We start from the raw sequence: 13932 nt of genomic DNA, 5'->3' as shown, positions 1-13932 counted from the left end.
AACTCAATCGATAGAAAATGTGTGCATCATATTGGTGATGTGATATTTTCAACTTTATGCTGACACAATGAACAAGGCTGCATGTACTTCGATTACGATAAAAGCATGTAGGCAGCGCAATACATATTGGGGGAGAACATCATGGTAACAGCTCATTTAAATTTCACGCAGCCGTCAAAGCGGATATTTATGAAGTCGATATGGATGGGCGCAGCTTTACTGTTGTGTGCCTCTGGCAGTTATGCACAAAACTGGAACCCAGCGCCAACTGCTGAAAGTACAGCCTATTCCAGCTATCCAGCAGCAAAAACGCCACAAAAAAATTATGCAGTCTTTGCCGAATACGCCAATTTTGAAGCAGATTTTGACAGTGGCGATACAGTAGAACTAGATGGTTTTGCTTTGGGTGTTTCCACCACGCCACATCGCTCAGGTTTTTATGGCAGATTGGAATTCTTAAAAAACAATGAATACGATTTGGATTATTATGAATTCAATATGGGCGGGAATTTAAACCTGATCAGCTATCATGGTTTTTATTTCAATACATACGCAGGTCTAGGTTATAGCGGCGCAAGTTCAAAGCTGCTTGCCAATGATGTCAATTTTGTCACTTTACCTGTGGGCGTAGAAGTCGGTTTGAACTTTGTTCCTGATTTCTCGATTTACGCCACTGCCGGTTATAAATGGTTATATGACAGCACCTCGAATACCACCTGTAAAGATGGGACAACCTCAGACAAAGTCGGGAATACGGCATGTTACTGGAATGGTGGAATTGCCTATTATAATGAATATATAGGCGATGCCGATGGCGTTACTTATAACGTAGGCATGCGGATGCACTTTTAAGCAAGTCGTTGCACATCTCCATCTGTTCAAATACGCAACAATTCAACCGCCGTCATGGCGGTTTGCTTTGAATACCCGTTATACTTGGCGTTTTGGTTTTGCAGAATAGGGCATTTTCTTGGAAAGCATATTCGATACTCAGTTGGAATTGAGCGATGCAGAAATGCATCTATATAGCCGACAAATTTTATTGGATGGCTGGGATATTGAAGCCCAAGAAAAATTAAAACTGGCCAACGTACTTGTTGTGGGGTGTGGCGGGATTGGCTGTTTAAGCGCAGAATTACTTGCACGTGCAGGCGTGGGAAAAATCACTCTGATTGATGCTGATGTGATTGAAACCAGTAATTTGCAACGACAAATCGCCTATACCCCCGCAGATTTAGGCTTTTATAAGGCCGAAATTCTCGCAAAAAGATTAATGCAAATTAATCCTTATATCGAGATTGTTTGTTTAACCACGCTGTTAGATGCGCAAAATGCAGGCACTTTAGTTGCCCAACAAGACCTAGTTTTAGATGGTTGTGATAATTTCAGTACCCGATATTTGGTCAATCAATATTGCCGACAATTGAATGTACCTTTACTCAGTGCCTCTGCCATTGGTTTTCAAGGGCAAATGTTCATGGTCGAAGGTGATTCTGCTTGCTATGAATGTCTGTTCCCGAAAGAACAACATGCCAATGAAAGTTTGCGCTGTGCCGACAGTGGCGTATTGGCAACCACTCCCAACGTCATGGCCAGTTTACAAGCGCATCATGCCTTATTGTACTTGGGTTTAGGCAACACCGCGCTGAAACAAAAGCTATTACTTTGGGATGGTTTAAGCATGAAACAACGCTTATTGTCGTTTGATCAAGACCACAACTGTCCAGTTTGTCAGGCAAGATAGCCTTTTTACTTGGCAATTTTTTGTTAAACTCTCACTACTTTAATATGACTCAGACATGATGAAAAATAATATCTGGTTAGATGGTTTACGTTCAGTTGCTCGCATGGGTGAAACTGCCGTAGTGGCAGCCAAAGCAGGCATTAAATATGCCACTGAAAAGCCAAGTAATGCCAAACTCATGCGCGAAACATTTGAATCTTTAGGTTCAACCTACATTAAACTTGGGCAGTTTATTGCCAGTACACCGTCATTGTTCCCACGTGAATATGTCGAAGAATTTCAAGGTTGTTTAGACCAAACTCCAACTTTACCGTTTAGCTATGTACAGCAAGTATTGGCATCTGAATTTGCAGGGCGCAATTTAGATGAAATATTTGCCTCAATAGATGAAAAGCCTTTAGCTTCAGCATCTATCGCACAAGTACATGCTGCAAAATTGGTGAGTGGCGAAGATGTAGTGATTAAAGTGCAAAAACCGGGTGTAGAAACCATTCTCTATACCGATTTAAACGTCTTGCACTGGGCGACTAAACTGCTCGAAAAAGCTGTACCTAAAGTCAAATTTGCGTCATTGGCCGATATTGTCGAAGAAATCAAAACCCGTATGGTGCGTGAAGTCGACTTTATTGAAGAAGCACGTAACCTAGATGATTTTATTAATTATCTGAATTTAACCCAAAATACGAAAGCCACTGCACCTAAGGTCTATCATCAATATTCCACCCGTCGCGTATTGACCATGCAGCGTTTGTATGGCGTACCTTTGACCGATTTTGACGTGGTGAAACAAGTATCTAACGATCCATCGCAAGTGTTGATTACTGCCATGAATACATGGTTTGGTAGCTTGATGATGTGTAACAGTTTCCATGCCGATTTACACGCAGGCAACCTGATGTTGCTTGAAGATGGGCGTGTCGGCTTTATTGATTTTGGTATTGTTGGACAGCTGAATCCTGAAGTGTGGACTGCATGTATGGCTTTTATGGATGCTCTACAAAATACCAACTACACGCTTATGGCTGAAAATATGCTCAAAATGGGCATGACCGACAAGCAAATTGATACTCAGGTTTTGGCAGCAGATTTAGAGCGTTTATTTAGTGGCGTATTGCTGGCCGATCCTCAAGAGTTGCTGACTTCTAACCCTGCCGATTTAAATGACATTATGCTCGATATGGTTGCTGTGGGTGAGCGTCATGGGATTCGTTTCCCGCGTGACTTTGCTTTACTGTTCAAGCAAATGCTGTACTTTGACCGTTTCATGCGCGTTTTAGCACCTTATACCGATATTTATGCCGATCAACGATTGCAGATGGTACAAAGCATTGATCCGAATTTGTTGTTAAAGCATTAATTATCCATATTGGGCGAATCAAGCCTTCTGGTTGCATGTTTTAAAGCCACCGATCTTTTGTTTTATGAGTTCAGTGTGGCTTTAAAATACGGCAAATATCCCTTTCAATAGACAGAGATAGAAGGATTTAAAATGAAATATAGAGTGTGGTCATGGATGCAATTATCATTGAAGGCTTAAAGGTAGAAACAGTCGTCGGCTGTTTTGCATGGGAGCGTCAGATTCAACAACCGCTTATGTTGGATTTGATTATTGCCACCAATTTAAGCCAAGCTGCAGCTTCAGATGAGTTGCAAGACACGCTCAATTATGCAGAAATTTGCAGCATTTCAGCGCAAGTGATTCAGCAGGCTGCGCCCAAATTGATTGAGCATGCCGCACAATTGGTATTGGATGCACTTTTTACGACTTTTGCCGCCATTGAATCCATTACCATCACCATTCGCAAACCTGCCATTATTCCAGAAGCCAATTCTGTAGGAATTCGTCTTGAACGCCACCGAAACGATTTTTGCCCTCGCTCTGGCGAGTAACTGCGAAGCACCGCGTCAGTTTAAAAATGCCTATCAGCAAATTGCTGCATTGGGTGAAGTGCATTTTTCGCACATTTATCTGATTCCATGCCGTGATGGAATTGGTGCAGACTATTGGAATTCTGCTTGTTTGCTAAAAAGCCGTTTAAGCTTTGAGCATCTAAACGTCATCCTTAAGGAATTGGAAGTTGCAGCAGGGCGTGTGCGCCCATCGCATGACATTCCACTGGATATTGATATTATTGCGTGGGGTGAAAATTTAGCTCAAATGCAATTCAATCCGAAAAAAATGCCACTGGCTTTAGATGTTAAAATTCCAATGTGGGATATTTGGCAAGATGAGGCTTTTGTGCATCCAGAGCATGACTACCCAATTGTGAGTTGTGAAGAATAAATCAGCCAATAAAAGGGGTAGATTCGTACTACACATCTTTAAATTTTGGCTGTGATCTGTGATCTCGTTTCGGTTAACATCACCGTGTCATATCTTTCTGATATATTTGTATGAAAAACCATCAAAAACAATATTTTTCTGTATTTATACGGCTTTGCACTTAAAAAATATCCACAAAATCTGCGGATAAATCTTGGGATAACTCAAGATCGGCTCTTTCTCTGTTATTTTTTGATCGTTTTAATCGAGATGTTTTCTATTCCAATGACATAAAAAAACGCCCACAATTGTGAGCGTTTAAGTGTTATCAATTCATTAAATATAATAACTGGTCTTGGTCATGAGCTTGGAAATCGCAGTCATGGTCAAACGTACAGGTACAGGCAAATCTACACCACCTGCTTTGAGCGCCGTATCGCGATGATGCAATTCATCTTCATTCATTTGGACTAGAATTTTACGTGAACGATCATCTTGTTCAGGCAATTGGCTAATATGATGTTCTAAATGCAAGCTGACTTGACGTTCAGTTTCTGCCACAAAACCCAAACTGTATTTATCGCCCGCAATACCTGCAATTGCACCCATCCCAAAAGACAAGCCATACCATACAGGATTAAGCAAACTGGTGTGACTGTCTAACTCTTTTAAGCGGTCTTCGCACCACGCCAAATGGTCTTGTTCTTCAATTGCAGCCTGTTCCATTTCACGACGTACATTGGGCAATTTCGCAGTTAAAGCCTGACCGTGATATAAGGCTTGTGCACAGACTTCACCACTATGGTTTACTCGCATTAAGCCTGCAACATGACGTGCTTCACTCACTGCCAATTTGGTTTCAACCGTATTGCCTGGGTTTTCACGTTGAGCCGAAGTTGTGCCAGGTACTAAACTACGCAAGGCTTGGTCAAATGAATGAATAAACTTGTCGATGCCTGTGTAATGACGCATGAAATTAATCCTCCAAAGAGTCCTGTGCAGTATCTAACATTGGCTTGAGCTTTAACAAGAGCCAAAAGGTGAAAACAGCACTTAAAACAGCCGTAATACTAAATAAAATTTTTAAATCAATTTTTAAAATGCTTAAAATTAAAATCGAAAAAATGGCAGATGACACCATAAATACCGCATTTAAAATATTGTTGGCTGCGACCACACGTGCGCGGTGCGAGCGAGGGGAATAGGCTTGCATCATGGCATACAAGGGCACAATGTAAAAACCGCCACTAATGCCCAGTAAAGTGACTGCACACATGACATGATAATAACTCCAGCCTTGCTGAAAGACTTCGGCTAAGCCCAGTAGTGCGCCTGTTTTTTCTGGTACAAAAGCCAATGCGCCTGCCAAATAAAAAGCAAAGACGGTTAAACCGACTGCGCCAATAGGCACCATTTTAATATTAACGTCTGTACCGCCTATTTTACGGCAGAGCAAAGAACCCACACCGATACCGACAGAAAAGAGCGTCAGTAATAAACTCACCACGTTTTCAGAAGCATGCAAGTTTTGTTGAGTGAGTTGTGGAATTTGGGTTAAATACGTTGCCCCATAAAACCAATACCAAGAGTTTCCAAGTAAGATCAAAAAAATCATCGGCAGGCTTTTGGCATATTTTAAAGTCTGGAAACTGGTGCGGAAAAAATTCCAGTCAATTTCAATCTCGGGTGCCGTGACGCGCTGCGTCAGCACAAAACGACTTGAGGCATAACCAATTAGTGCAATAATCACCACAGTTAAGCTAATCCAGACTAAATTGCCTGCAGATACCGAAATCACTGCACCGCCTAAAATCATCCCCAATAAAATTGCAATGGATGTACCTGACTGGAAAATTGCATTGCCCGACATCAGTTCATGCGGTTTGAGTACTTCAGGCAAAATGGCATATTTGATTGGGCCAAAAAAGGTCGATTGTGCGCCCATTAAAAATAAGGCAATCAGCAATAGCCACAAATTTCCTAAAATAAAACCAACGGTACCAATCAGCATGATGATAATTTCAAGCAGTTTGATGGCACGTACCAATTGAGCGCGTTCATACTTGTCTGCCAATTGTCCTGCGGTGGCAGAAAAAATAAAATACGGCAAAATAAACAACAAGGCTGCTAAATTATTCAAGGTGCTGACATTTGCAGATTGCTGGCTAATCAGACCATAGGTAAAGACTAAAAGCAGCGCTTGTTTATACACGTTATCATTGAGTGCGCCAAAAAATTGAGTGAGAAACGTCGGCAAAAAGCGACGACTCCTCAACAAATGTTCATTTTTTTCCATGCGTGATTAACTTCGTTTAGTTTTATTAAGAAATGTGACCGCTTGATATAATAGTACAGAAAATCATGTATGATGTTTCAAGTCTTTTCACTGATGAAAAAATCAAATAAATTGGTGTTTGTACGCGGGTTCATTGGGGTTTTTCCATAAAAATTAAATCAGTTTAGAGTTTTTTATGCTTGTAAATACAAACTTTAAAAAATCAGTACTGTGTTCCAGTATGCATGCAATTTTATGCTGGAATATGCCGAAAAAGCTCGGACTAAGTCTGTTTTTAGGTTTAGTTGCATCTTCAAGTTTTGCAGAAAGTCTTACTGTACCCAATTCAAACGCTCAGCTTGCTGAAAATCCTGTACCGCTACAGACTCCAACTGCAGAAGAAGCACAAAATTTAGCTGCAGAAATTAAACAACTGGCAGCAGCACAAGGTAAAGACAGTGCCCAAGATCTACAAAAAATAGAAGAAGCTTTAGAGCAAGCGCAAACACCTGAATTTAATAGTCTAGAAATGCTGCAACAGCAACAACAGGCAGGGGCATCTTTTGCTGAATTTCAGCCTATCGAATTTGAAGACTTAGAAGATTTACCCATTGCACCTGTAGATCAGGGGCTTGCCAATGAAATTTTTCAGGTGGCAGAACAAGCCAAACAAGAAGCGATGCTAGACCGCAATGGTCAAGTGCCAGAAACGTTGGTTCAAGACGCAACACAGCAGGAGCTACTGCAAATTGATCAAGCGCCTGTAAATGTCGATCAGCTCATAACCAATATTCAGGCAGACAGTAATTTTGTAGTGGAAGCCAATCCTAACGATACCTTAATGACTGAATTGGGCTGGATGACGCAGGTCGAAAATGCCGATAAACCCGGTTTTTTTAGACGTTTACTGTATAAAGTCCGTCCACCGCGTGAGCTAAACACAGCCAAAGTGCCGCGTATTAGTGCAGATGTAGTCATTACCGCAAATGGCGCCAATGGTACACAAAACTCAATTGGAGAAGTGTCGCCCGATGCTTATCGTACAGCGGTGGATCATTTAAGTGCCAATATTAAGGCCAAACTTTCCAGTTTTACCCAGGAATCTTTTGCTGATTTTCCATCGGCATTGCCGCAACTGCGTACGTTGTCAAATCAGGCTGCGCAGGCGGTGGGTTTTTATAATGCCGAGTTTAAGTTTGAAAAACTCAGTGATAGCCGCGTGCGTGTGCAGGTTGTGCCAAATCCACCTGTGGCGATTAAACAGCAAAATATTGAATTTACAGGTGAAGGACAATACGAGGCACAATTTCAGGTTATTGGTGTCTTGCCTGATCAAGAAGTAGATGATGTGTTTAATCATGGTTTGTATGAGCAAACCAAAAAACGAATTACCGATGCCGCTTCAGATAACGGTTATTTTGACAGTTACTGGCGTTTGCATGACGTTAAAGTCGCTCAACCTCAAAATACAGCCGATATCAATTTACGTTATGAAACAGGCGAGCGTTATAAACTCGGAAATGTTGAATTTCGTATGAGCGATCCAAATCAAGAATTCCCTTTGGATATGGATATTCTGCAAAGTATGGTCACTTGGCAGGACAATGCTGACTATACTTTTTGGCGTGTAAATGGTTTGGCCAATAACCTCACCAACTCGCGTTATTTCAACTACACCTTAGTTGATACGATCCGTCCTGATCCTGTAGAGCATCCTTTGGAATTGCCACCTGATATTCAGGCTTTGGTCGATCAACAAAAAATCTCAGTTTACGATGCCACAGTCGTCGATCAAAAACGGGTGGCGTCATCTCAGGAAGTGACGCAATCTGTGGTGAACGAAGCTGAATTTGCTGGCACAGAAGAAGGTGCGAGCAACGATAAGCTGCGCATGCTACAAGCACAGCAAGAAGACAAACAATCAGAAGAAGAACGCTTAAAACAGCAAGCACGCATAGACAAAAAAATTCCTGTGATTGTGACTTTAAATGCAGACCGCTTAAATAGTGCCGAAGTCGGTGCAGGTTACGGAACTGACACAGGCGTGCGTTTGCGTGGGCAATATCGCCGTGCCATTGTCAATAAACGTGGTCACTCTTTCGATGCCAACTTAGAGCTTTCGCAAATTCGTCAAGCCATTGATGGACGTTATAATATTCCTTATAACCATCCCTTGAATGATTATGTCGCGTTGGTTGGCGGTTATGAGCGTGAAGAACGTGACGATGTTGCACAAGGTGGCGGCTTGATGATTGAATCTGCGGTTGCAGGTGTAGACCGTGTGATTAAAAACCCAATGGGCAGTTGGCAACATACTTTTGGCTTGCGTTATCGACTGGATCGCTTAACTGAAGATGGCACTGTATTTTTGGAAAAAGTGCCTGATGCGTTTATTGCCAATGGTGATGTCGAGCAACAATCGTTATTGCTTGGCTATGAAGTTTCACGTACCGACAGTAACCGTCGTGTTAACCCAAGCAAAGGTTTCCGCCAAATTTATAAAATAGAACTGGGGAGTGAATCACTGCTCAGCGATGCAGATTTAGCCATTCTAAATGCAGGTTGGCGTTTTATTTATTCATTGGGTGAAAATGACGATCATCAGTTTGTCGGACGCAGTGACTTAGGTTATATCTACACCGAAGATTTTAATAAAGTGCCTTATAATTTGCGTTATTTTACTGGTGGTGACCAGTCTTTACGTGGCTTTGACTACAAGTCTTTAACACCACAAATTGAAGGCTTTAAAATTGGAGGTCAGGCTTTGGCGGTTGGTTCATTAGAATATAACTATCAATTTAAAGAGGGGTGGCGCGCAGCAGTATTTAGTGATTTTGGTAATGCTTACGATAAAGACTTTAGCAACGACACCGAATATAGCGTAGGTTTGGGGGTACGTTGGGCATCACCAATTGGCCCAATTCGGATTGATGTGGCTTCTGGTATTTCAGATGATAACCATCCAATCCGTTTACATTTCTTTATTGGCTCTCAACTATAAATTTAAGACTTAGAGAACATTATGGCTGAAGTTGAACAGCAACCAGAAACTCCAGTAACGGCACCTAAAAAGCGTCGAATACTCAGGAGTGTTTTACTGTCACTGCTGTTGATGCTGGTTTTATTGGTGTCCGCTTTGGTGGTGATGTTCTCAACAGACCGTGGCTCAAAGTTCTTATTAGACAGCGTATTGCAGCGCCAAGAAATTATTCATTATGAATATGAAGGCGGTAATTTATGGCGCGGGATTATTCTGCGCAATATCATCGTCAGTTTAAAACCTGTTGATGTCAAAATTGACCGTGCCGATGTCATTCTTGGTTGGCGTGCCATTTTAGATAAAGAAATCCATCTCAATCGTGCCGATGTGCGTAATCTGCGGATTTATCCGAAAGGCCCACCAAGTGATGATCCATTCAAATTCAATGAAATTCGCTTACCTTTTGTTTTGCGTTTAGATACTGCCGATGTCGATCATTTATTGATTCAAACCGCCTCTGGTACGCAGGTTGATTTTTACGATATTCATTTAAATAATGCCTTGTGGTCGGGTACAGAACTGAAATTTGAAGATTCCAATATGGATATGGGATATTTGAATGTACGCAATGCCACAGGCGATATGAAATTTGAAGGTAAATATCCGCTTAATGTGGTGGGTGATTTAAATATTCCCTCTTTACATGACAGCTTAAATATTCACGATATTAAAGTAGTAGGCAAAGGCACACTCGACACGATTCAGGCGGGTGTTGCAACAAATACGCCTGACTTGCTCACGGGATGGGTGGTGCTGCATCCAATGCGTAAGCAAGTGCCAATGTTTGGTGAGTTACAATTTAAAGACTACCGTTGGCCTATTTTGACCGAGCAGGAGCTTTTTACCCAAGCAGGTGCAGCCAAATTTAAAGGTGATATCAAGCGTTTAGATATTGATGTCAATACAGATTTGAGCGGTAAACACATTCCTAAAGGTCAATATACAGGTTTGATGTATACCGACTTAGTTCATCAACTGAATATCAGCAATTTAAATGCACAACTTATGCAAGGTGCTGCCAATGTAGCGGGCATTGTCAGTTGGGATAAAAAAGTCAATTGGGATTTAACAGGACGTCTGGATAAAATTAATCCTAAAGATCCACTAATTCCTCAAGTGGTCAAAGACTTTTTACCGCCAAGTTTAGATGCCAATTTAGCATCTAAAGGTCATTTGGAAAAAGGCACACACTTAACTGCACAAGTCGATTTTGACCAATATGAAACTTGGAATTTAAAACTCGATCAAAAACCTGCGCAGGGCAAAGCGGCAAATCCGATGTTGCTTGATGTGCGCTGGAACAACATAGACCGTGCTGTGCCGTATGTGGGTTGGTTAAAAAGTGAATTGGGTGATGTGCAAATGGCCTTGGTAGAAGGTCAGCAAGATATTTTTGTGGCGACCAAAGTCAGCACACATGAAAAAACCATGTTACCTGCAGGTATGTACCAAGCTAAACTGAATTTAAAGAATAATCGCTTAAATATTCCTAATTTTAAATTTGATACCGCAGATAGTCATTTGGCAGGCAGCGCCGTCATTGATTTACCAACTGATAAACGTCAGTTGAAATGGAATGCAGTATTGGCTGCGAAAAACTTTAATCCGCAAAGTATCAGCACCGCAGCACCTGTTAATGTGTTAAATGGGCAGTTTAAAGCCAATGGTTTTGCATTGCCGAATCAGCAAATTATTCATTTGAAAGATATTAATTTGACAGGGCGTTTGGTCAATCAAAATGAAAACGTACATTTAACTGGGCAAAGCACCATCGCTTTATTGTTCCATGATGTGAAAGCTGGTGGTGGCTTTAAAAGTTTTGCCGTGAATTATGATGGTGGGTTAAATGCCAGTGCCATTCAAGGCAGTGAAGGACATTTAAAACTAAAATTATCGGGTACGCCGGAACTAATTAAAATTAGCGACTTACGCCATAATGGTGTTGCAGGGCAAATTGTGGCGGATGGTTTGCTGCATTTGAATCAGGGGGTGAGCTGGAATTTAAACGCTTCTTTAATTCGCTTTAAGCCGCACTATTTTGTGTCCAGTGTACGTGGTGAATTATCGGGCAATATTCGCACTCAAGGTATTTGGTCAGACACTCAAAAACGGATCAACATTGAACGTCTGAATTTGGCAGGCATGCTCAATAATAAACCTGTACGTGGTACGGGGAATTTAGCCATGTTGATTGATGCTAATCAAAAAGGCTTTTTACCACAACAGTTTGAAGCCAATAATCTATTTTTGTCTTATGCCAAAAATCAGTTACAAGCAACGGGGAATGCACAAAATCTGCGTATTAAAGTCAATGCGCCTGCTTTATACGAAATCTATTCAGGTTTACGTGGACGTGCGTATGGCTATATCAATGTGATCAATGTGCAGTCGCAGCCACGCTTACAAGCCACTGCCAATTTTGCAGTTGATCAGTTCAGCCTCAATAATATTTTCAGCGTGCGTAAGTTGCGCTTACAAGGTGAATTGCCAACTTCTGAAAATACGCCAACGCTGATGACGGCATCCATGGAAAATTTACGCAGTGGTAACCGTGGCATTGAGCAAGGGCAGATTTCTTTAGCAGGCACACGTCAGGCGCATATTTTAAAACTGGAAGCTGAAAATAAGTTGAGTAAGTTTTATGTGCAATTGGCGGGTGGTTTAAATGCACAAAATGATTGGATGGGACAAATTCAGAAAGGGGATTTTGACTCCTTAAGAACCCATTTGGCACAGCGCCAAAACGCGGCCGTGATATATCAACATAGAACCAGTGAGTTGTATGTTGGTGCGCATTGTTGGATGAGTCAGCAAAGCCAATTGTGTTTTGATCAACCTATTCGTGTGAGTAAAACCAAAGCCAATGCATCATTTGTGACTCAAAACTTAGACTTAAATGACTTTTCTGCATTTATGCCTGAAGGTTTGGCGATTACAGGCAAGGTTAATGGGTATGCCAAAGCGGCGTGGGCAAAAGGACAGAAGCCAAAAATTGATGCACATTTGGTCACGCGTGATGGCGTCATTGGACTTGCTGCGGACGATCCACAAGATATAGGCTCAACCTTGCGCTATGAACAAGTGGCTGTGGTCGCAAAAAGCATTGCCGAAGGCTTGAAATTACGCATAGATGTGAAAACACCTGAAATTGGTACAGGTTATGCCAATGTGCTGATTGATCCTTACACTAAAAACATGCCAATGCGCGGTGAAATTGCCTTTGATCAGGTACAACTTAAAGTTTTTAAACCGTTTATTGCCGATGTGCGCTCAATGGCAGGCACTTTGTCCTTTGCTGGCAAGGTCAATGGGACTTTAACTTCACCATTGCTGACGGGTGAAATGCGCCTGAAAGATGGTGCGATCAGCATGATTTCTTTACCTGTAAATCTGACCAATGTGCAGGTCTACTCCTCTATCCGCCAAGATCAGGCCAGTATTAATGGCGCATTTAACAGCGGTGGTGGTGTAGGGCGTTTAACAGGCAGTGTAGATTGGAAAAATGATCTGCGTATTCAGTTAAATTTAAACGGTAAAGACTTATTAATTCGTCAAGCACCGCTGATTACTGCAATGATTACGCCAGATGTATCCTTAGATGTTTTACCTTTCCAGAAAAAACTGAGTTTAAAAGGCCGTGTAGATGTACCACGGGCTTTAATTTCTATGCCTGAAGTATCGGCACCTGTGGTTAACGTTTCTTCGGATGTGCGTGTGGTGCATGAAGGACAAGATCAACTGGCATTGTTACGTTCAGCTCGTCCGTGGGATATTCGTGCCGATCTTGAACTGAATTTGGGTGATCGGGTCATTTTCCAAGGTTTTAATAGCCGTATTCCACTGATTGGACGTTTGTATTTATCTCAACGTGGTTTAGAAACTGCGATGCGTGCCAATGGTGCGATTGGGGTCAGCCAGCGTGTGAAAATTGAAGCCTATGGACAAAGTCTGGATTTGAACCGTGCCATTGCGCGTTTTAATGGCCCAATTTCTAACCCAACTTTAGATATGGATGCCAATAAAAATGTACAGGGCAGCATGGTCGGCTTTAGAGTTACAGGCACAGCCAGCAGTCCGAACATTCAGGTCTATAACGATGCAGGCTTATCTGAACAAGAAGCATTAAATGCTTTGATCACAGGTCGTATCAATGAAGGTACCAGTGGTTTGAGTCAGACCGAAAGCTTTAAGTCAGACGTCAACAATACTATTGCAGCGGCAGGTATTAGTATGGGATTGGGTGGTACACGTGCCTTGACCAATCAAATTGGACGTACATTCGGTTTAAGTGGTTTGGCACTTGATGCCCAAGGTACAGGCGATGATACCCAAGTCAGTTTGACGGGTTATATCACCCCAGACTTGTTTATTCGTTATGGCGTGGGGGTTTTCACACCTGTCAATAAATTGACTTTGCGTTATCAAATGAATAAGCGACTGTACTTAGAAGCCAGCCAAGCTTTAGAACGCGCAGTGGATATTTTCTATAACTGGCGCTTCTAACGGCAACCTCACTTAAAATGCGTTCTATCAGAGCGCATTTTTTAAGCTTGTGCATGGATAGTTTCGTATTTATGTCAACTTTTGATTATCATAAGCACAACAGGAGA

The 13932-nt window shown here is 41.8% G+C and carries 9 protein-coding genes; 7 read left to right on the top strand and 2 right to left on the bottom strand.

The annotated features are described in order from the left end of the window. The first annotated feature begins 189 nt into the window (after window positions 1-189). The 5 genes from FTV41_RS04825 (at window position 190) to FTV41_RS04805 (ending at window position 4028) form a co-directional block, all read left to right on the top strand. Entirely contained in the window at window positions 190-852 is a 663-nt protein-coding gene (locus FTV41_RS04825; protein ID WP_179996205.1) for a hypothetical protein, read from the top strand. 163 nt (window positions 853-1015) lie between these two features. Then, the gene (locus tag FTV41_RS04820; protein WP_096900943.1) at window positions 1016-1744 is read left to right on the top strand and encodes a HesA/MoeB/ThiF family protein; all 729 of its coding nucleotides are present in this window, start codon (window positions 1016-1018) and stop codon (window positions 1742-1744) included. A gap of 58 nt (window positions 1745-1802) precedes the next feature. Next, complete coding sequence (locus FTV41_RS04815) at window positions 1803-3101, top strand: AarF/ABC1/UbiB kinase family protein (protein WP_026438367.1); 1299 nt, start codon at window positions 1803-1805, stop codon at window positions 3099-3101. A gap of 152 nt (window positions 3102-3253) precedes the next feature. Next, window positions 3254-3634, top strand: coding sequence for a dihydroneopterin aldolase (gene folB, locus FTV41_RS04810; protein ID WP_004973210.1), 381 nt, complete (start codon window positions 3254-3256; stop codon window positions 3632-3634). Beyond that, window positions 3591-4028 carry a 2-amino-4-hydroxy-6-hydroxymethyldihydropteridine diphosphokinase gene (locus FTV41_RS04805; RefSeq protein WP_179995121.1) on the top strand — a complete coding sequence of 146 codons (438 nt, stop codon included), beginning with the start codon at window positions 3591-3593 and terminating at the stop codon, window positions 4026-4028. The genes folB and FTV41_RS04805 overlap by 44 nt, the downstream gene beginning before the upstream one ends. Window positions 4029-4343: 315 nt before the next feature. On the opposite strand, the gene coq7 is transcribed toward FTV41_RS04805, so the two are convergent. Further along, window positions 4344-4979 (bottom strand): 2-polyprenyl-3-methyl-6-methoxy-1,4-benzoquinone monooxygenase, encoded by a 636-nt coding sequence (gene coq7 / locus FTV41_RS04800; protein WP_004973212.1) that lies wholly within the window; start codon window positions 4977-4979, stop codon window positions 4344-4346. 4 nt (window positions 4980-4983) lie between these two features. After that, the gene (locus tag FTV41_RS04795; protein WP_154320692.1) at window positions 4984-6303 is read right to left on the bottom strand and encodes an MFS transporter; all 1320 of its coding nucleotides are present in this window, start codon (window positions 6301-6303) and stop codon (window positions 4984-4986) included. Window positions 6304-6478: 175 nt separating this feature from the next. Here FTV41_RS04795 and FTV41_RS04790 point away from each other — a divergent pair, with 175 nt between their 5' ends. Continuing rightward, window positions 6479-9283: an autotransporter assembly complex family protein gene (locus tag FTV41_RS04790; RefSeq protein ID WP_179996204.1), complete on the top strand. Its 2805-nt coding sequence runs from the start codon at window positions 6479-6481 to the stop codon at window positions 9281-9283. Window positions 9284-9304: 21 nt separating this feature from the next. Then, window positions 9305-13825 (top strand): translocation/assembly module TamB domain-containing protein, encoded by a 4521-nt coding sequence (locus FTV41_RS04785; protein ID WP_179996203.1) that lies wholly within the window; start codon window positions 9305-9307, stop codon window positions 13823-13825. The last annotated feature ends 107 nt before the right edge of the window (window positions 13826-13932 follow it).

It is taken from the genome of Acinetobacter sp. YH16051 (genome assembly GCF_013417135.1).
GTDB lineage: Bacteria > Pseudomonadota > Gammaproteobacteria > Pseudomonadales > Moraxellaceae > Acinetobacter > Acinetobacter towneri.
This window is presented reverse-complemented; position numbering and strand designations above follow the sequence as displayed.

Bases quoted from the DNA above. Each gene is read 5' to 3' on its own strand.
- FTV41_RS04825 (WP_179996205.1), top strand. From the start codon at position 190: ATGAAGTCGATATGGATGGGCGCAGCTTTACTGTTGTGTGCCTCTGGC.
- FTV41_RS04820 (WP_096900943.1), top strand. From the start codon at position 1,016: ATGCATCTATATAGCCGACAAATTTTATTGGATGGCTGGGATATTGAA.
- FTV41_RS04815 (WP_026438367.1), top strand. From the start codon at position 1,803: ATGAAAAATAATATCTGGTTAGATGGTTTACGTTCAGTTGCTCGCATG.
- folB (WP_004973210.1), top strand. From the start codon at position 3,254: ATGGATGCAATTATCATTGAAGGCTTAAAGGTAGAAACAGTCGTCGGC.
- coq7 (WP_004973212.1), bottom strand. From the start codon at position 4,979: ATGCGTCATTACACAGGCATCGACAAGTTTATTCATTCATTTGACCAA.
- FTV41_RS04795 (WP_154320692.1), bottom strand. From the start codon at position 6,303: ATGGAAAAAAATGAACATTTGTTGAGGAGTCGTCGCTTTTTGCCGACG.
- FTV41_RS04790 (WP_179996204.1), top strand. From the start codon at position 6,479: ATGCTTGTAAATACAAACTTTAAAAAATCAGTACTGTGTTCCAGTATG.
- FTV41_RS04785 (WP_179996203.1), top strand. From the start codon at position 9,305: ATGGCTGAAGTTGAACAGCAACCAGAAACTCCAGTAACGGCACCTAAA.